General features: G+C 67.4%; 15 protein-coding genes. 5 read left to right on the top strand and 10 right to left on the bottom strand.

All coding sequences use genetic code 11. The features are described from left to right. Nucleotides 1–6: 6 nt before the first annotated feature. The 3 genes from G7043_RS15025 to G7043_RS15015 are packed head-to-tail and all read right to left on the bottom strand — an operon-like array spanning nt 7 to nt 4,637. Nucleotides 7–930, bottom strand: coding sequence for a 2Fe-2S iron-sulfur cluster-binding protein (locus G7043_RS15025; protein ID WP_166046220.1), 924 nt, complete (start codon nt 928–930; stop codon nt 7–9). Next, complete coding sequence (locus G7043_RS15020; protein WP_166046219.1) at nt 927–2,711, bottom strand: NAD(P)H-dependent oxidoreductase subunit E; 1,785 nt, start codon at nt 2,709–2,711, stop codon at nt 927–929. The genes G7043_RS15025 and G7043_RS15020 overlap by 4 nt, the downstream gene beginning before the upstream one ends. Next, nucleotides 2,712–4,637, bottom strand: a complete 1,926-nt coding sequence (locus G7043_RS15015; RefSeq protein ID WP_166046218.1) for a molybdopterin oxidoreductase family protein — start codon at nt 4,635–4,637, stop codon at nt 2,712–2,714. A gap of 143 nt (nt 4,638–4,780) precedes the next feature. Here G7043_RS15015 and G7043_RS15010 point away from each other — a divergent pair, with 143 nt between their 5' ends. Continuing rightward, nucleotides 4,781–5,386 (top strand): hypothetical protein, encoded by a 606-nt coding sequence (locus tag G7043_RS15010; RefSeq protein WP_166046217.1) that lies wholly within the window; start codon nt 4,781–4,783, stop codon nt 5,384–5,386. 11 nt (nt 5,387–5,397) lie between these two features. On the opposite strand, the gene G7043_RS15005 is transcribed toward G7043_RS15010, so the two are convergent. Beyond that, complete coding sequence (locus G7043_RS15005; RefSeq protein ID WP_166046216.1) at nt 5,398–6,375, bottom strand: 2-dehydropantoate 2-reductase; 978 nt, start codon at nt 6,373–6,375, stop codon at nt 5,398–5,400. Nucleotides 6,376–6,472: 97 nt separating this feature from the next. Here G7043_RS15005 and G7043_RS15000 point away from each other — a divergent pair, with 97 nt between their 5' ends. Both G7043_RS15000 and G7043_RS14995 read left to right on the top strand, forming a co-directional pair. Continuing rightward, complete coding sequence (locus G7043_RS15000; protein ID WP_166046215.1) at nt 6,473–7,186, top strand: GntR family transcriptional regulator; 714 nt, start codon at nt 6,473–6,475, stop codon at nt 7,184–7,186. Between the two features lie 240 nt (nt 7,187–7,426). Next, entirely contained in the window at nt 7,427–7,612 is a 186-nt protein-coding gene (locus tag G7043_RS14995) for a hypothetical protein (protein ID WP_166046214.1), read from the top strand. On the opposite strand, the gene G7043_RS14990 is transcribed toward G7043_RS14995, so the two are convergent. The 6 genes from G7043_RS14990 to G7043_RS14965 form a co-directional block, all read right to left on the bottom strand. Beyond that, on the bottom strand, nt 7,603–8,553 hold the full coding sequence (locus G7043_RS14990; RefSeq protein ID WP_166046394.1) for a TerC family protein: 951 nt from the start codon (nt 8,551–8,553) through the stop codon (nt 7,603–7,605). The two genes, G7043_RS14995 and G7043_RS14990, sit on opposite strands and share 10 nt — an antisense overlap. A 30-nt stretch (nt 8,554–8,583) precedes the next feature. Then, complete coding sequence (locus tag G7043_RS14985; RefSeq protein ID WP_166046213.1) at nt 8,584–9,027, bottom strand: hypothetical protein; 444 nt, start codon at nt 9,025–9,027, stop codon at nt 8,584–8,586. Then, nucleotides 9,027–10,433 carry an Nramp family divalent metal transporter gene (locus G7043_RS14980; protein WP_166046212.1) on the bottom strand — a complete coding sequence of 469 codons (1,407 nt, stop codon included), beginning with the start codon at nt 10,431–10,433 and terminating at the stop codon, nt 9,027–9,029. The genes G7043_RS14985 and G7043_RS14980 overlap by 1 nt, the downstream gene beginning before the upstream one ends. Before the next feature lie 205 nt (nt 10,434–10,638). Next, a complete protein-coding gene (locus tag G7043_RS14975) occupies nt 10,639–12,789 on the bottom strand; it encodes an acetate--CoA ligase family protein (RefSeq protein ID WP_166046211.1) in 2,151 nt (716 codons plus the stop codon). 22 nt (nt 12,790–12,811) lie between these two features. Further along, a complete protein-coding gene (gene frc, locus G7043_RS14970; RefSeq protein WP_166046210.1) occupies nt 12,812–14,041 on the bottom strand; it encodes a formyl-CoA transferase in 1,230 nt (409 codons plus the stop codon). A gap of 10 nt (nt 14,042–14,051) precedes the next feature. Then, nucleotides 14,052–15,737, bottom strand: a complete 1,686-nt coding sequence (locus tag G7043_RS14965) for a thiamine pyrophosphate-binding protein (protein WP_166046209.1) — start codon at nt 15,735–15,737, stop codon at nt 14,052–14,054. Between the two features lie 126 nt (nt 15,738–15,863). Here G7043_RS14965 and sucC point away from each other — a divergent pair, with 126 nt between their 5' ends. Together sucC and sucD are read left to right on the top strand one after the other, a co-directional pair. Further along, nucleotides 15,864–16,970 (top strand): ADP-forming succinate--CoA ligase subunit beta, encoded by a 1,107-nt coding sequence (sucC, locus tag G7043_RS14960; RefSeq protein WP_166046208.1) that lies wholly within the window; start codon nt 15,864–15,866, stop codon nt 16,968–16,970. Continuing rightward, nucleotides 16,970–17,848, top strand: coding sequence for a succinate--CoA ligase subunit alpha (sucD, locus tag G7043_RS14955; RefSeq protein ID WP_166046207.1), 879 nt, complete (start codon nt 16,970–16,972; stop codon nt 17,846–17,848). The genes sucC and sucD overlap by 1 nt, the downstream gene beginning before the upstream one ends. The last annotated feature ends 30 nt before the right edge of the window (nt 17,849–17,878 follow it).

The following is a 17,878-nucleotide window of genomic DNA, read 5'->3' as shown; positions in this document are numbered from 1 at the left end:
AAAAGATCAGCGGTTCTGCACGTGCTGCCAGCCGAAGCGGCCCTTGATGCAGAGATTTCCGTGCGTGACAGTGCTTTCGTGCGGAGAAGTGACCTTGACGATCTCGTTGTCCTGCACGTGCAGCGTGAGGTTGCACCCGACCCCGCAGAACGTGCAGATGGTCGTGGTCTCGGTCTGCTTCGACTCGTCCCAGGTGCCGTCTTCGCGCTTGTCGTGCTCGCGTTTGAAGCTCAGCGCACCGGTCGGGCAGACCTCGATGCAGTTGCCGCAGTACACGCACGCGCTGTCGGGCAGCGGCGTGGCGAACTCCGTGGAGATCCGCGCGTCGAACCCGCGTCCTGCCACGGAGATCGCGAAGCTGTTCTGCCACTGGTCGCCGCACGCGTCGACGCACTTGTAACACATGATGCACTTGCCGTAGTCGCGGACGTACAGCGGATTGTCCACTTTGGTCGGTTGCCGGACGGTCGCGGCGACCGAACCGTCGATCTCCTCGTGCTCGCCCGGCCGGCGCTCGTCGCGGTCCTGCGACGGAGGCGCCGACGGGCCGAACCGGGAGGGGTCGGCACCGCACGCGGACATCCACTCGTCCACGTGCGGTGTGGTGGAGAGGTCCGTCGCGGACCCGAGAAGTTCCAGCACCAGCTTGCGGCTGTGGGTGGTGCGCTCGGAGTCGGTGCGCACCACCATGCCCGGCTCGACCTTGCGCGAGCACGACGGCACCAGCGTGCGCGAACCCTCGACCTCGACCATGCACACGCGGCAGGCGTTGGCGGGCTTCAACGTGTCGCCGTAGCAGAGGGTGGGGATCGACTTGCCGGACGCGGTGCAGGCGTCCAGGATCGTCGCACCTTCCGGCACGCGAACGCTTTCGCCGTCCAAGGTCAGCTCGACCAGCCGCTTCGGAAGCCCGATCTCGACGATCGTCATGACCCTGCCTCCTCATGCCCAAATGATTCAACACAGCCCAGCCGGTCGAGGGCTGATTCGATGGCGTTCCACGCTGTTTGGCCGAGACCGCAGATCGACGAGTCGCGCATGACCTGCCCGACTTCGCGCAGCAGCTGGAGATCAGCCGCGCCGGTGCTCAGCGGACGCTTGCCGACGAGCCGGTGCAGGGCCTCTTCCTGCCGCACGGTCCCGATCCGGCACGGCACGCACTGCCCGCACGACTCGTCGCGGAAGAACGCGGCGATGCGCAACAGGAAGCTGCCCAGATCAGCGGTGTCGTCGAGCACGAGCACCACGCCGGAGCCGAGGGTGGTGCCGGCGGCGCGCGCGTCCTCCAGGGTGAGCGGCAGGTCGAGCTCGTCCGGGCGAACGAACCCGCCTGCCGCCCCGCCGAGCAGTACCGCTCGCAGCTCCCGGCCTGGCGGCACGCCACCCGCCAGATCGAGGAGTTCCCCGAGCGTGGTGCCGAACGGCACCTCGTACACGCCCGGACGACTCACGTTGCCCGACAGGCAGAACAGCTTCGACCCCGTGGACCCGGCGGTGCCGATCCGGGTGTACGCCTCGCTGCCCTCGGCGAGGATCACCGGCACGTTCACCAGCGTCTCCACGTTGTTGACCACGGTCGGCTTGCCGAAGAGTCCTACCTCCACCGGGAAGGGAGGCTTCGACCGCGGCTCGCCGCGGAAGCCCTCGATGGAGTTGAAGATCGCGGTTTCCTCACCGCAGATGTACGCACCGGCGCCGCGGCGGATCTCGATGTCGAACGAGAAACCCTCGTGCCCCATGATGTTCGTGCCGAGGAACCCTCGCTCGCGCGCCTTGGCGATCGCGTTGCGCAGCAGGTGCAGCGCCAGCGGGTACTCGCCGCGCAGGTACAGGTAGCCCTTCGAGCACCCCGCGGCGAACCCGGCGATCGTCATCGACTCGATCACCGAGAACGGGTCGCCCTCCATGAGCAGCCGGTCCTTGAACGTGCCGGGCTCGCTCTCGTCGGCGTTGCACACCAGGTAGTGCGGCCGGACGGGCTGGCGGGCGGTCGCGTCCCACTTGCGCCCCGTCGGGAACGCCGCACCGCCGCGGCCCATCAGCTTGGCGTCGGTGACCTCGCGGATCACCCCGGACGGGCCCAGGAGGAGAGCCGTCCGCAACGCCTGGTAGCCGCCCGTCGCCCGGTAGTCGTCCAGCGACTCCGGGTCGACGACGCCAACCCGCTTGAGCAGCCGCAGGCCGGGGTCACCGGCCTGCGGCACCTCCGCGCGCTCACCGTCCACAGGAGAGGGACCAGCGGCCGCCACCGCGATCACCTCGCCGGCGTGGGTGGGCGCCAGGAGCTGTTCCTTCGCCACCTCCCCCGCCTCGAACGCGAGCGCAGCCGGAGCCTTCTCGCACACCCCGAGACAGGGGCTGCGCAGCCAGCCGCTCTTCGCGCCCGCCGGGCCGAGCTCGTCGGTCAGCCTGTCGCACAACGCCTTCGCGCCGTTGACCTGGCAGGCCAGGTCGACGCAGACGTGCACGATCTTCGCCGGCCGTTCGGTCAGCGAGAACAGCGAGTAGAAGCTCGCCACGCCGTACGCCTCGGCCGGTGGGACGTGCAGGACGCGGCAGATGTGGTTCAGCGCGCCCTGGCTGATCCAGCCGACCCGGTCGTTGACGGCGTGCAGGGCGGGCAGCAGTTGGTCGCGCCCCATGCCGTTGAACAGGTCCACGACCACGCGTTCGGCCTCGGTGGGCTCGACGTCGAGGAGTTTGAGGTCCACTCAGCCCACCTTCACCGGAAGCTTGTCGATGCGAATGGCCGCGGCCTTGTACTCGGCCGTGCCGGCGATCGGGCAGGTCGCCTCGATCGTGATGATGTTGACGTCGATCTCGTCCGGGAAGTGGAACGTCATGAACACCAGCCCCGGCGTCAGCCCGTCGTCGATCCGCACCGGCGCCTGGATCTGCCCGCGCCGGGACGTGATCCGGACTTCCTCGCCAGCGGTGACCCCGAGCGCCGCCGCGTCCTGCGGGCACAGGTCGAGCGTCTCGCCCATGCGCAGCGGCGACTCGAACCCGCCTGACTGCACCCCGGTGTTGTAGGAGTCGAGCCGGCGGCCGGTCGTGAGCCGGAACGGGAACTCACTCGTCAGCTCGTCGACGGGCGGGCTGTGCGGCACCGGCGAGAACGTCGCGGGCATCCCGCGTTTCACCGGGTCCTCCTCCCACAACCGGCCGTGCAGGAAACTCGGTTCGAGGGAGTCCTCGCTCGGGCACGGCCACTGGATGCCACCGAGCTTTTCGAGCCGTTCGTAGGTCATGCCGGTGTGGATCGGCGAAAGGCTGCGCAGCTCGTCCCACACGTCCTCGCCGGTCTTGTGCTGCCAGTCCGCGCCGAGCCTGGTGGCGATCTCACCCATGATCTCGATGTCGTCGCGCGCACCTTCGGGCGGCGTAAGAGCTTTCCGCACGCGTTGCACCCGGCGCTCGCTGTTCGTGAACGTGCCGTCGGTCTCGCACCACGCGGCCGCGGCGGGCAGCACGACGTGCGCGAGCTGCGCGGTCTTGGTGAGGAAGATGTCCTGCACCACGACGTGGTCCAAGTTGGACAGTCGCTTGATCGTGTGCTCGCAGTCGGCCTCGGACTGCACCGGGTTCTCGCCGATGATGTAGACGGTGGTCATGTCACCGCGTTCCATCGCCTCGAGCATCTGGGTGAGGTTCCAGCCCTTGGCGGCCTTGAAGTTCGAGCCCCACGCGTCGTTGAACTTCTTGGCGACGTCCGGGTTCGTGATGTCCTGGAAGCCGGGCAGCCGGTCCGGGATGGCGCCCATGTCGCCACCGCCCTGGACGTTGTTCTGCCCGCGCAACGGGTTCAGCCCGGCCCCGTACCGGCCGACCTGCCCGGTCAGCAGCGACAGGTTGATGAGCGACAGCACGTTGTCGGTGCCGTTGTGGTGCTCGGTGATGCCGAGCGTCCAGCTGAGCTGCCCGCGATCCGCCTTGGCGTACGCGTGCGCGAGCTCGCGGATCAACTCGGCCGGCACCCCGGTCTCCAGCTCCGCGACCGGCAACGTCCACGGCTCGACGGCCTTCACGAACTCGTCGAAGCCCTCGGTAGCGCGCTCGACGAACGACATGTTGGTGAGACCGGACGCGATGATCTCGCGCGCGATGGCGTGGGCCAGCGGGATGTCCGTACCGACGTTGAGCCGCAACCACTTGTGCGCCCACTTGCCGGTGCTGGTGAGCCGCGGGTCGACCACGTACAGCTTCGCGCCCTTGTTCACCGCCTTGAGCACGTGCTGGAAGAAGATCGGGTGCGCTTCCCGCGCGTTCGAGCCCCACAGCACGATCAGGTCGGCGTCCTCGATCTCCTGGTAGGAGGAGGTGCCGCCGCCGCTGCCGAACACCTTGGCGAGGCCGGCCACACTCGGCGCGTGACACGTGCGGTTGCACGAGTCCACGTTGTTCGTCCCGATCACGGCGCGCGTGAACTTCTGCGCCATGTAGTTCATCTCGTTGGTGGCCCGCGCACAGGAGAACATGCCGAACGCGTCCGGACCCCCGTTGGCGACGTTCCTGCGGAAACCCTCTGCGGCGCGGTCCAGTGCCTCGTCCCAGGTGGCTGGGCGCAGGATGCCTGAGTCGCGCACCAGCGGCTGGGTCAGCCGGACGTAGGGCTCGGTCTTCTTCCGCCTGCTCATCACGACACCTCCTACGTCCATACTGTATGCAATCTTCGGTATGCGCTAGCCCTTGTGCGGATTTCTTGGTCGAGGTGGCCCTACCACCGCAACGGTGGCTCGCCCCAGTGATCATCGGGAGCGCCACCGGTTCACTGGCACGCATGACACCACCGTTGTCCAGGCGTGCCGCCCTGCAGGGAGCCGCACTCGCGGTCACCACGGGCGCAGTCCTCACCCCGCCCGCGACCGCCGAGACACGAGGCGACCAGGCCAGGCAGTCCTTCACCGTGCGGGACAACCGGGGGCGGCAGCGCGTACTCGCCGACACGCGGCGCCCGCCGGTGATCATCGGCGGCAAGGTGATTCCGGCCGAGCAGCGTCAGGGGCCTGAGCACGGCACCTACCTGATCTTCAACGACGAGAACGGCTCCGAACGCGGCGGCATCGTCGCGGGAGCGTCGGAGGCCAGCTTCTCCCTCGACTACCTCAACGCGCAGGCCATCACCCTGGGCACCAAGTGGCAGGGAGAGCACGGCGCGACCGCGTTGTTCTTCAAGCAGATGCCCGACCCGCGCCTGCCCGTCGAGCAGACACCGCCCATGCCCACCAGGGTCGAGCTGGTCTGGTCGACGGGGGACGGCGCGGTGCTCGCGCTCAACGACTCGAAGGGCCGGCCCCGCATCGTGTTGTCGGTGGACGCGCAGGACGTGCCGAGCATCCGCGTGCTGGACGAGAACGGCGCGGTGGTCGGGAGCCTGCCGGGCTGAGCCGGCACCGACTACGACACCACGGACGTCCGCGACAAGAGGTCAATGGCCGCGTACACGTGCCGCAGCGTCGGTGCCGGCACGCGGGTGAGCTCGGCGATCTCCACCACGGCGCCGATGATCGCGTCGATCTCCAGCCGCTTGCCCGCCTCCAGGTCCTGCAGCATCGACGTCTTGTGGTGCCCGACCCGCCGGGCGCCGTCGATGCGCTTGTCGATCGAGATGTTCGGGTCACAGCCCGCGGCCCGCGCGATGGTCAGGGTCTCCGCCATCATCTGGGCCACCAGGTCGCGGCTGTCGTCGTGGTCGCAGATCTCCACCATGGTCGCGCGGGTCAGGGCGCTCAACGGGTTGAACGCCACGTTGCCCATCAGTTTGATCCAGATGTCCTCGCGGACGTCCTTCTCCACCGGGCACTTCAGCCCGCCCGCGATCATCGCCTCGCTCAGCGCGACGCAGCGCGCGGAGATGCTGCGGTCGGGTTCGCCGATCGAGAACCGCGTGCCCTCCAGGTGGCGGATCACGCCGGGCGACTCGATCTCGGTCGAGCAGTAGACGACACAGCCGATCGCCCGTTCCATGGGCAGCACGGCCGTGACCGAGCCACCGGGGTCCACGGCCTCGATCCGTTGTCCCTCCAGGGGATGCCCGGTCATGCCGTGGAAGTACCACCACGGGATCCCGTTCTGCGCCGCGATCACGGCGGTGTCCGGTCCCATCAGCGGTGCCAGCAGATCGCCTGACGACGCGTACGAGTACGCCTTCAGGCCGAGGAAAACGTAGTCGACCTCGCCCACTTCGGCGGGATCCGAAGTCGCATGTGGACGCGCGGTGAAATCACCGCGCGGACTCAGCACCCGCACGCCGTGCTCCCGCATGGCGGCGAGGTGAGCTCCACGCGCGATCAGGTGGACCTCCACCCCCGCACGATGCAAGGCCGCACCGACGTAGGCACCGATCGCTCCGGCTCCGAGAACAGCGATCTTCATGTCACGCCCCGCTCGTCAAATTGCATACAGTATACGGACAACACGACCATTGTGGTAGAAGTGCTTTTTGCATACGAAAAGCTGTATTCTGTGCCGCATGACCTCTTTGCCCAGTGGCCGCCGGGCCGCCCGCGGCCCTCTCAGCGCCGCGGCCAGCCGCCGGGTCGAACGGCCGGCACCGCTGCGACAAGCCGTCTACGACGCCTTGCTCGAACTCATCGTCAACCGCACCCTCGCGCCCGGCCAGCACCTGGTCGAGGCCGAGCTCGCCGAGTACCTGGGCGTGAGCAGGCAGCCGGTGCGCGAGGCACTGCAGCGACTCCAGACTGACGGATGGGTCGACCTGCGCCCCGCCCAGGGTGCCTTCGTGCACACCCCGACCGAGGAGGAGGCCGACCAGCTGCTCGCCGTGCGCAGCGTGCTGGAGACCTACTCCGCCAAGCTCGCCGCCGAACACGCGACGGCGTCCGACGTGAAGCAGCTCAAGAAGCTGCAGAAGGCCGGCGAGGACGCCCTGGCCGCCGCCGACGTGGAACGCCTGGTCGAGGCGAACGCCAACCTGCACGCGGCCGTCGCGGCGATCGGCCGCAACAAGGTCCTGTCCGAGATGATCGGCCTGGTCGACCGCCGGGTCCGCTGGTACTACACGCCGATCGCCCGCCCGCGCAGCCGTGACTCGTGGAACGAACACGCTGAGTTGATTTCAGCGATCGCCGACGGTGACGGAGAGCGAGCAGGCGAGGTCATGCACCGGCACGCCGAGCAGACCCGGCAGACCTACCACGACCGGAAGACCACCGACAGTAAGTGAGCCATTACGCTCAGATCACCCGAAATCGGTCATTTGGTGCCGCACGGGTGATCCGCGACACGATGGTCGTGGATTGCATACAAAACGCAGTATGCTGAATCTCGGCAGGGACGGGATCAACCAGGAGCCCGAACGGGTATCCAGTGGCGAGGATCCCGGCCGCAACCCTGCTGGTCCCGTGCGACAGTGCCTGGTGGGTTTCTGCGCGCCTCGGGAACGACCATCGACAGGAGGAAGACCATGTCCCGCTTCAAGAACTTCGCGCGTTCGCTCACCCAGCCGCGCGGGGGCGCCTCCGCCGACGGCCGCGCGATCGGCCTCGGGCTGTCCACCGCGCTGAACGAGCAGCGCAAGGACGCCGAGGCCGTCGCGGCCGTGGCGAAGACGCTCCGCAAGGACGCCGAGGGCCACACGATTCACGGCTGAGCGCCCTCAACTCGTTGAGAGCGTTGAGCTTCAGCCTCCTCCACGGCGGCGCGGGCGGCCCGCCGGGAGGTGTGCAGACTCCACACCGTGGTGATCGCCAGGGTCAGGACGATCACGCCGAGAGACACGACGATCGGAATCTCCGGAGCCCACGACACACCGTGGTGGTGCATCGCCTCGAAGATGAGCTTGAGCCCGATGAACGCGAGCACCACCGCAAGGCCCTTGCTGAGGTGCACCAGGCGATCCAGCAGTCCGCCCACCAGGAAGAAGAGCTGGCGCAGGCCCATCAACGCGAACGCGTTGGCAGTGAGCACCAGGTACGGCTCCTTGGTCAGGCCGAAGATCGCCGGAATCGAGTCCACCGCGAACAGCAGGTCCGTGGTGCCGACCGCGACCATGACGATCAGCAGCGGACTCGCGCGGGGAAACACCTTGCGCACCGTGCGCAACGCGGCGTTCTCGGAGAACTCGGCCTCCTCGGTCTCGTTGTGCGCCACCAGCTTCCACGCGGTGTAGATGAGGAACGCACCGAAGACGTAGAAGAGCCAGTCGAACCGGGAGATCGCCTCGGCGCCGACCGCGATGAAGATCGCCCGCAGCAGCAACGCCAGCAGGATGCCCACGATCAGCACCTTCTGCCGCTGCTCCCGAGGCACCGCGAACCGGGCCATGATGAGGACGAACACGAACAGGTTGTCGACGCTGAGCGAGTACTCGGTGATCCAGCCGGCGAAGAACTCGCCACCGTGCTGCCCACCGGCGAACAGCGTCACGCCGAGTCCGAAGAGGACAGCCAGGCCGACGTAGAACACGACCCAGTAGACGGACTCGCGAAAAGTGGGTTCGTGCGGCTTGCGCACCACGAGGTAGAAGTCGAACGCGATCACCAGGGCGAGTCCGCCCACGGTCGCGATCCACACCCAGACGGGCAGATCCAACATCCTTGGCTCCTTCGGCGGAAGGGAAGGTCAGCGGGAGGCGGTGGCGTCCGAACGCGCTCGCAGTCGCATCGCGATGCGTTCGTGCAGCCACAGGAAACCGATGGCCCAGCCGAAACTCACGATCCCTTGGTAGGCGAGGAAACCGGCCAGGTCCGCAGGCAGGCGAACCTGGCCGGTGAGCACCAGGCTCACGGTGGTCTCGTGAATGAGCCTGGCCAGCGGGAACGCCACGAGCCAGTAGAGCGCCACCGGCGCGAACCGCCCCGCCGGGAGCCGGCCTGCCGCCACCAGCAGGCCGAAACCACCGCCGAACGCGCCCAGCGGCAGGCCGAGCGCCACCATCGTCACGAGAGCCCACCCGAGCGGCTGGCCGACGAGCGCGGCCAGCCCTCCCGCGATGAGCCCCGCGGCGAGACCGACGAACGCGCCGGGCACCGCTTCTTTCAGAAAGCCTTCGCGGATCTGCGTCATCAGCCCACCACGACCCCGAACTTGACGAGGCTGAAGAACAGCATGCCCAGGTAGAACAGGGCGCCGAAGCCGATGATGAGGTTCGTGATCAGCTTGGGCCGGATGGGTTTGGGCAGCATCCGGTTGTTCACCAGCAGGAGCACGACGCAGTAGGCGCCCATGGCGAACGTCGACAGGAACGCGAGCACGTCGAGGATCGCTCCCGGTCCGTCGGCTGGCCCGAACAGCAGGATCAGGATGCCGAACGTGATGACGCCCCACAGGAATCCCGCGTAGAGGTGCGACATGCGGAACTTCTTCGCGCCCTTGACGAAGTGGTAGGTCATGTCCGCCTGGCCGCGCGAGAACGAGTCGAACAGGCCCAGCGTGGCGTTCAGGCCGATCAGTGCGATGAACCCGAGGAACACGCCACCGAGCACCGGTCCGCCCGCTGACGCGAAGGCGTCCGACATGGCGTTCAGCGCCGCCTCGCGCTCACCGGACTCGATCAGCGCCTTGACGTCCGGAGAGGTCCGGCTGGCCGACTGCGCGAGGACCGTGAAAGAAACCGTGACGAGCATCGTGATGCCCCAGAACAACAACAGGGCGTCGAACGTCACCCAGCGCCGCCAGCCCTTCCACTTGGCGAGCTCCGACTTGTCCTCGGTGTCGAACATGAAGCCGCGGGACGGCATCTGCTCTTCCTCGCCCGCGTGCCGCAGGCCGCGCAGCTTCGGGATGTGCGCGCCCATGCCGGCGCCGCTGTCGCGCAGGTGCAGCGTGTACCACATCTGCTGCATGCCGGACGGGCCGGCGAACGCGATCGAGCCGACGATGATCGGGAACCACTCGGGCGACATGGCCTGCGCCGGGAAGTACCCGAACTGGAACATGCCGGTCACCGTGCTGGTCAGATCGCCCCAGGTGCCGACCAGCGCCGCCACCACGGCCGTGCTGACGACGAGCAGTCCGATGAGGATGGACAGCAGGTTCTCGAGCAGGTTGTAGATGACCTTGGCCAGGCTGAACAGGATCCCGACCAGGATCAGGCCGACGCAGGCCGACACCGTCCACGGTATGCCGGTGATCTTTTCCAGGGCCGCCGCCCCGGCGGAGAGATGACCCGGCCAGATGTAGACGAGTATCGCCACGACGAAGAAGAACCACATGATCGGTTTGAACACGCGTGCGGCGCCGAAGAAGATGCTCTCCCCCGTCGCCATCGCGTACCTGGCCATCTCCAGCATGACGACGGCCTGCAACGTCACGCCGACCAGGAAGAGCCACCTGATGTCCGGTCCGAAGACCAGCACCAGGCGCGGCCACATGTAGGACTCGCCCATGCCCACGCCGAGCGCCACCAGGAACACCGTGGGGCCGAGCAGGTGGATCGACGGTGGTGCGTCGGGCAGTTTCCTGATGGGCATCGCTTCCAGCCTGCCCGCGGGCCAGAACCGCTCCTTCTCGGGAGGCGAACTGACTTCCGTTCGAGCGACCAGATTTGGATCATCCACGGTTAACAACCTCCAGAGGACCGGCTGTCTTCGTTGACCTCCCTGGCGGGTTCGCGACCGTGGGCGTGTCACGGTCGCGGACGGGCCATCTCTCCCTTGCTACAAGAAAAATCTGCCGTTACCCAAGCAGCCCAGCGGCACGTGCCCACCGGTACTTCGCTCCCAGTACCGCGACAGGTTTCTCCGTTGTGTACGGATACGCAACCACTCCGTTCCGGTACAGGTACTCGCTGGCCTCCTCCACCTGCACGTCGCCGGCGAGCGAGGCGACGACGGGCTTGTGGATGCCGTTCGCCCGGTACTCCTCCACGACGTCGACCACGAGCTTCGCGAACACCATCGGTGGCGTGACGATGGTGTGCCAGTAGCCCAGGATCAGCGAGTGGATGCGGTCGTCCGCGAGTCCGAGCGCGATCGTGTTCCGGTACGTCGAGGGCGGTTCGCCCCCGGTGATGTCGACCGGGTTGCCCGCCGCGCCGAACGGCGGGATGAACTTCCGGAACGCCGCGTCCAGGTCGTCCGGAATGGTCATGAGCGACAACCCGTTGTCCACACAGGCGTCCGAGAGCAACACACCCGAGCCGCCCGCGCCGGTGATGATGACGACGTTCTCGCCCTTGGGCGTGGCCAGCAGCGGGATGCCGCGCGCGTACTCCAGCAGGTCGTTCAGGCCGGGTGCGCGGATCACGCCGCTCTGCTTGAGGATGTCGTCGTAGACCCGGTCGTTGCCCGCCAGTGCGCCGGTGTGCGAGCTGGCGGCCTTGGCACCCTGGTCGGTTCGTCCGGCTTTCAGAACGACGACCGGTTTCTTGGTGGACACCCGCTTCGCCGTCTCCGCGAAGGAACGGCCGTCCTTCAGGTCTTCCAGGTGCATCGCGACGAGCTGGGTGTTGGGGTCCTGCTCGAAGAACGTCAGCAGGTCGTCCTCGTCGATGTCGGCCTTGTTGCCCACACCGACGATCGCGGAGACGCCCATGCCCGCGGAACGGCTGAATCCGAGGATCGCCATGCCGATTCCGCCACTCTGCGACGACAGGGCGACTCCGCCCTTGACGTCGTACGGCGTGCAGAACGTCGCCGAGAGGTTCTCCGGCGTGTAGTAGTAGCCGTAGATGTTCGGACCGAGGATGCGCACTCCGTGCTTGCGCGCGATCGTGACGATCTCCTCCTGCAGTTCGACGTTGCCCGTTTCGCCGAACCCGGACGGGATCATGATCGCGCCGGCGACGCCCTTCTTGCCGACCTCTTCGAGTGCGGCCGGTACGAACTTGGCCGGGATGGCGAACACCGCGACGTCGACGTCTCCTGGAACGTCGGCGATGCTCGCGAAGGCCTTCCGATCGAGAATTTCGTCGGCCTTGGGGTTGATCGGATAGATCTCTCCCTGGAACCCGCCGTTGACGAGGTTCTTCATCACCGAGTTGCCGATCTTGCCCTCTTCGTTCGAGGCACCGATCACGGCGACGGCCGCCGGTTTCATGATCCGGTTCATCGAGGCGAGGATCTCGTCCTGGGTGAACCGGTGCGGCTGTTTCGCGGCGTTCTCGTCCACGAGGATCCGCACGTCGACCGCCGTGGCGCCACCGGGAGTGGCGAGCACCGGGTTGAGGTCGACCTCCGCGAGCTGCGGGAAGTCCGTGACCAGGGCCGAGACGCGGTGGATCAGGTCGGCGAGCTTGCCCGTGTCGACGCCTTGCGCGCCACGCACTCCGTGCAGGATCTCCGCCGCCGCGATGCCGTTGACCATCGACAGCGCCTCGGAGGCACTCGTGGGCGCCAGCCGGAAGGTGACGTCCTTGAGCACCTCGACCAGGACACCGCCGAGCCCGAACGCGACGATCTTGCCGAACGTCTCGTCGGTGGTGGCGCCCACGATCACCTCGTGCACGTCCTTGCCGGTCTGCAGCTGTTGCTGGACCTGGACACCGGTGATCTCGGCGTCGGCCTGGTAGTTCTTGGCGTTGTGGATGATCGCGCGGTAGCCCTCGGCGACCTCGGCTGAGTTCCGCAGGCCCACCAGGACGCCGCCGGCCTCGGTCTTGTGCAGGATGTCCGGTGAGACGATCTTGAGCACGACCGGGTAGCCGATCTCCTCGGCGAACGCGACGGCGCCCTCCGACGACTTCGCCAGCGCCTCGGCCGGGGTCGCGATCCCGTAGGCGTCGCAGACCCGCTTGCCCTCCGGTGCGGTGAGCGACGACCGTCCCTCCGCCCGCACCTTCGCGAGTACGTTCTCGACCGCGGCGCGGTCGTAGCCGTTGTCCGGCATGAGATTTCGTCTCCCTAAGGGTTCAGATGACGCCGGCGGTGCGGAGTTCGGCCAGCCGTTCGGTGCTGTAGCCCAGCGCGCCGAGGACTTCGTCGTTGTGCTCACCGAGCAGCGGCGGGCGCTGCACCTCGACGACCGAGTCGGAGAGCTTGAGCGGGTTGCCGACCGTCTTGAACGTGCCGCGCTCCGGGTGGTCGACCTCGACTACGGTGCCCAGCTCGGCCAGGGTCTCGTCCTCGATGATCTCCTTTGTGGACAGAATGGGTCCGCACGGGATGTTGTGGGCGTTGAGCTTGTCCATCACCTCCCACTTGGTGTGCTTCTCCGTCCACTCCTCGATCAACGCGAACGCCTTGTCCAGCTTGGACAACCGGACCTCGGGCGTGGCCCACGCCGGGTCCTCGGCGAGCTCGGGCCTGCCGATCAGCTCGGTCAGCGGCTTCCAGCCGGGCGGCTGGATGATCACGTAGATGTAGTCGTTGGGGCCGCCGGGGGCACAGCGCACCGCCCAGCCGGGCTGGCCACCACCGGATGCGTTGCCGGAGCGGGGCACCTCGTCGCCGAACTGCTCGTTCGGGTACTCCCCCAGCGGCCCGTGGGCGAGGCGCTGCTGATCGCGCAGCTTCACCCGGCACAGGTTGAGCACCGCGTCCTGCATCGCGACCTGGACGCGCTGCCCGCGCCCGGTGTTGGTCCGTTGGTACAGCGCAGCCAGGATCGCGGCCACCAGGTGGATTCCGGTACCGGAGTCGCCGATCTGCGCGCCGGTGGCGAGCGGCGGACCTTCCTCGAACCCGGTGGTGCTCATCGAGCCGCCCATCGCCTGCGCGATCACCTCGTACGCCTTGAAGTCGGCGTAACGGCCGGGCCCGAAGCCCTTGATCGACGCGTAGATGAGCCTGTCGTTGAGCTCCTGCAACCTCTCCCACGGGTAGCCGAACCGTTCGACGACACCGGGGCCGAAGTTCTCGACGAGGATGTCGACGTCACCGATGAGCTTCTCGAAGACCTCTTTGCCTTCCGGGGCCTTCATGTTGAGCGTGATGCTCCGCTTGTTGCAGTTGAGCATCGTGAAGTAGAGACTGTCCACTTCGGGCAGATCACGCAGCTGACCGCGGGTGATGTCACCGCGTCCGGGCGTCTCCAGCTTGATGACGTCCGCACCCAGCCAGGCGAGCAGCTGGGTCGACGACGGTCCGGACTGCACGTGCGTCATGTCGAGGACTTTGACGCCCTCCAGGGCTTTGGCCATGTCAGCTCACCTACTTGTACATCGTCTGGTTCATGGTTCCGGGCGCGTACACGTCGGGGTCGATCCACACGTTGATCAACGAGGGCTTGCCCGACTCGCGGGCGCGCTGCAGCGCCGGGCCGATGTCCTTGGGATCGCGGACTTCCTCGCCGTAACCGCCGAGCATCTTGGCGAACTGGTCGTACTTCACGTCGCCGAGCGTGTTGCCGACTCGCTCGCGTTCCAGCCCGTACTTGGCCGCCTGGCCATAGCGGATCTGGTTCATCGACGAGTTGTTGCCGACGATGCCGACGAACGGCAGGTTGTAGCGGACGAGCGTCTCGAAGTCCCAGCCGGTGAGGCTGAACGCGCCGTCACCGAACAGCGCCACGACTTCCTTGTCCGGCCTCGCCAGTTTGGCGGCGAGCACGAACGGGATGCCGACGCCGAGTGTCCCGAGCGGACCGGGGTCCATCCAGTGGCCCGGCGACTTGGGTTGCACGACCTGGCCGGAGAACGTGACGACGTCACCGCCGTCGCCGATGTAGATGGAGTCCTCGGTGAGGAAGTCGTTGATCTCGCTCACCAGCCGGTAGGGGTGGATCGGCATGTCGTCGGAGCGCAGGTGCTCCAGCCGCTTCTGCCGGGCCTTCTCCTCGACCGCCTGCAGTTCCTCCAGCCACACCTTGCGGCCCATCGCGCCGTTGTCCTCGCGACCGGACGCGGCCTGCGTGACGCTGGACAGCACCAGGTCGGCGTCACCGACGATGCCGAGGTCGACGTCGCGGTTCTTGCCGACCGTGCGGTAGTCGAGGTCGATCTGCACGACCGTGGCGTTCGCGGAAAGCCTTCGGCCGTAGCCCATCCGGAAGTCGAACGGGGTGCCGACGATGACGATCACGTCGGCGTTGTCGAAGGCGTAGCGGCGCGACAGCTGGAAGTGGTGCGGGTCGCCGGGAGGCAGGGTGCCGCGGCCGGCGCCGTTCATGTAGGCGGGGACGTTGAGGGTGCGGACGAGCTCGATCGCGGAGTCGGTGGCGCGCGTCGTCCACACCTGGCTGCCCAGCAGGATCGCGGGCTTTCGGGCGTTCACCAGCAGGTCCGCGAGCTTCTCGATGTCCGCCGGGTCACCGACACTGCGGGTGGACGCGCGGTAGTGGCCCGCCTGCGGTACTCGGGCGGTGCTCACCGGCACCCTGGCGTCCAGGACGTCGCGCGGGATCTCCAGGAACGACGGGCCGGGCGCGCCGGCGTTGGCCTCGCGGAACGCCATCGACACCATGTCCGCGATGCGGGCGGTGTGCGGGACGTTCGCGGCGAACTTGGTGATCGGCGTCATCATGTCGACGTGCGGGAGGTCCTGCAGTGAGCCCATCTTGTGCTGGCTCAACGCACCCTGGCCGCCGATCAGCAGCATCGGGCTCTCCGCGCGGAACGCGTTGGCGACGCCCGTGACGGCGTCGGTGGTGCCGGGCCCCGCCGTGACGACGGCGCAACCGGGCTTGCCGGTGATGCGGGCGTAGCCGTCGGCCGCGTGCGCCGCGACCTGCTCGTGTCGTACGTCGACGACGGCGATGCCCTCGTCCACGCAGCCGTCGTAGATGTCGATGATGTGCCCGCCGCACAGCGTGAAGATGGTGTCGACGCCCTCAGCTTTGAGCGCCTTGGCCACCAGGTGGCCTCCAGAAATCGACTCCGGCTCCGCGGAACTCGTCATCGGCGATCAGCTCCCCTTGGCGCTTCGACTGTAGATTGCATACCGTATGAGGTAGGCATATCGTTACTCCGCTACCAACCGGATGTCCATAGATGGCCGCAAGTTTTCGGCGAGAGGACGTAGACGGTGGATCTTTTCGAACACGAGGCACGGGACCTCTTCGAGCGGTACGGGGTGCCCGTTCCGCGTGGTTTCGTGGCGGACACTCCTGAATCCGCGCGCGAGGCCGCCGCGAAGCTCGGCGGCACCGTTGTCGTCAAGGCTCAGGTGAAGACCGGCGGGCGCGGCAAGGCCGGCGGCATCAAGCTCGCTTCGACGCCCGACGAAGCTTTGGTTGCGGCCTCGACCATCCTCGGAATGGACATCAAGGGCCACACCGTGCACAAGGTGCTGGTCACCGAGGCGAGCGAGATCGCCGAGGAGTACTACCTGTCGTTCCTGCTCGATCGTGCCAACAGGACGTTCATCGGCATGGCGTCGGCCACCGGCGGCATGGAGATCGAGGAGATGGCGGACTCCATCACTCGAATGCCAGCTTCGTCCTTCGACGCAGCTGCGGTCTTCTCACCGGAGATCGCCTACGAGGTGAACGCCGTCGCTTCCGCTTTGTGGAAGGTCTTCGTTTCGGAGGACGCGACACTCGTCGAAGTGAACCCGTTGGCGCGCACCAAAGACGGCCGGATCGTCGCGCTCGACGGCAAAGTGACCCTGGACGACAACGCTTCCTTCCGGCACTCTCGTTCGTCAGACAGCGCCCAGGGTGACCCGCTGGAAGTGCGGGCCGCCGAGAAAGGCCTGAACTACGTCAAGCTCGACGGCACGGTCGGTGTCATCGGCAACGGCGCGGGTCTTGTCATGTCCACATTGGACGTCGTGGCGCTGGCCGGTGCCGCGCCCGCGAACTTCCTCGACATCGGCGGCGGTGCCTCGGCCCAGGTGATGGCCGACGGTCTCGACGTCATCCTGTCCGACCCGTCGGTGCGCAGCGTGTTCGTGAACGTCTTCGGCGGCATCACCGCGTGCGACGCGGTGGCCGACGGAATCGTGCAAGCACTCGGGCTGCTGGGCGACCGCGCGGACAAGCCGCTGGTCGTGCGGCTGGACGGCAACAACGCCGAAGCAGGCCATCGCATCCTCGACGAAGCACGACACCCGCTGATCACCGTGGCGCACACGATGGACGACGCGGCGGGCCGTGCCGCCGTGCTCGCCGGCGCCGGTAAGGAGTCCTGATGGCGATCTTCCTCGACGAGCACAGCCGCGTGATCGTGCAGGGCATGACCGGGTCCGAGGGCGCCAAGCACACCCGCCGCATGCTCGCGGCCGGCACGCAGGTCGTCGGCGGCGTGAACGCGCGCAAGGCCGGCACGTCCGTGGACTTCGACGACGTGACGCTGCCGGTGTTCGGCACGGTCAGCGAAGCGATGGAGGCAACCGGCGCGAACGTGTCGGTGCTCTTCGTGCCGCCCGCCTTCACCGGTGACGCGGTGATCGAGGCGATCGACGCGGGCATCGGCCTGGCGGTGGTGATCACCGAGGGAGTCCCGGTCCACGACACCGCCCGGTTCTGGGCACACGCGGCCGGTTCGCCGACGCGGATCATCGGACCGAACTGTCCCGGCATCATCAGTCCCGGCAAGGCGAACGCGGGCATCATCCCGGCCGACATCACCAAGCCGGGGTCGATCGGACTGGTGTCGAAGTCCGGCACGCTGACCTACCAGCTGATGCACGAGCTGAAGGACTTCGGCTTCACGACGTGCGTCGGCATCGGCGGCGACCCGATCGTCGGCACCACGCACATCGACGCGATCGCGGCGTTCGAGGCCGACCCGGAGACCGAGCTGATCGTGATGATCGGTGAGATCGGCGGTGACGCGGAGGAGCGGGCGGCGGAGTTCGTGCGGGACAACGTGTCCAAGCCCGTCGTCGGCTACGTCGCCGGCTTCACCGCGCCCGAGGGCAAGACGATGGGCCACGCGGGCGCCATCGTCTCGGGGTCCTCGGGCACGGCGGAGGCCAAGAAGCAGGCCATGGAGGCGGTCGGCATCAAGGTCGGCAAAACCCCGTCCGAAACCGCAGCCCTGGCCCGCTCCATCCTGACCACCTAGCCGTCCGCCCAGCCCATATACCGACACCCA

Source organism: Lentzea alba, from assembly GCF_011067745.1.
GTDB classification, from domain to species: Bacteria; Actinomycetota; Actinomycetes; order Mycobacteriales; family Pseudonocardiaceae; genus Lentzea; species Lentzea alba.
This window is presented reverse-complemented; position numbering and strand designations above follow the sequence as displayed.

Excerpts from the sequence above, each read along its gene's own strand:
- G7043_RS14985 (WP_166046213.1), bottom strand. The coding sequence starts at position 9,027 with ATGACGCAGATCCGCGAAGGCTTTCTGAAAGAAGCGGTGCCCGGCGCG.
- G7043_RS15025 (WP_166046220.1), bottom strand. The coding sequence starts at position 930 with ATGACGATCGTCGAGATCGGGCTTCCGAAGCGGCTGGTCGAGCTGACC.
- G7043_RS14975 (WP_166046211.1), bottom strand. The coding sequence starts at position 12,789 with ATGCCGGACAACGGCTACGACCGCGCCGCGGTCGAGAACGTACTCGCG.
- G7043_RS14980 (WP_166046212.1), bottom strand. The coding sequence starts at position 10,433 with ATGCCCATCAGGAAACTGCCCGACGCACCACCGTCGATCCACCTGCTC.
- G7043_RS15015 (WP_166046218.1), bottom strand. The coding sequence starts at position 4,637 with ATGAGCAGGCGGAAGAAGACCGAGCCCTACGTCCGGCTGACCCAGCCG.
- sucD (WP_166046207.1), top strand. The coding sequence starts at position 16,970 with ATGGCGATCTTCCTCGACGAGCACAGCCGCGTGATCGTGCAGGGCATG.
- G7043_RS15000 (WP_166046215.1), top strand. The coding sequence starts at position 6,473 with ATGACCTCTTTGCCCAGTGGCCGCCGGGCCGCCCGCGGCCCTCTCAGC.
- G7043_RS15005 (WP_166046216.1), bottom strand. The coding sequence starts at position 6,375 with ATGAAGATCGCTGTTCTCGGAGCCGGAGCGATCGGTGCCTACGTCGGT.
- G7043_RS14995 (WP_166046214.1), top strand. The coding sequence starts at position 7,427 with ATGTCCCGCTTCAAGAACTTCGCGCGTTCGCTCACCCAGCCGCGCGGG.
- G7043_RS15010 (WP_166046217.1), top strand. The coding sequence starts at position 4,781 with ATGACACCACCGTTGTCCAGGCGTGCCGCCCTGCAGGGAGCCGCACTC.
- G7043_RS14965 (WP_166046209.1), bottom strand. The coding sequence starts at position 15,737 with ATGACGAGTTCCGCGGAGCCGGAGTCGATTTCTGGAGGCCACCTGGTG.
- frc (WP_166046210.1), bottom strand. The coding sequence starts at position 14,041 with ATGGCCAAAGCCCTGGAGGGCGTCAAAGTCCTCGACATGACGCACGTG.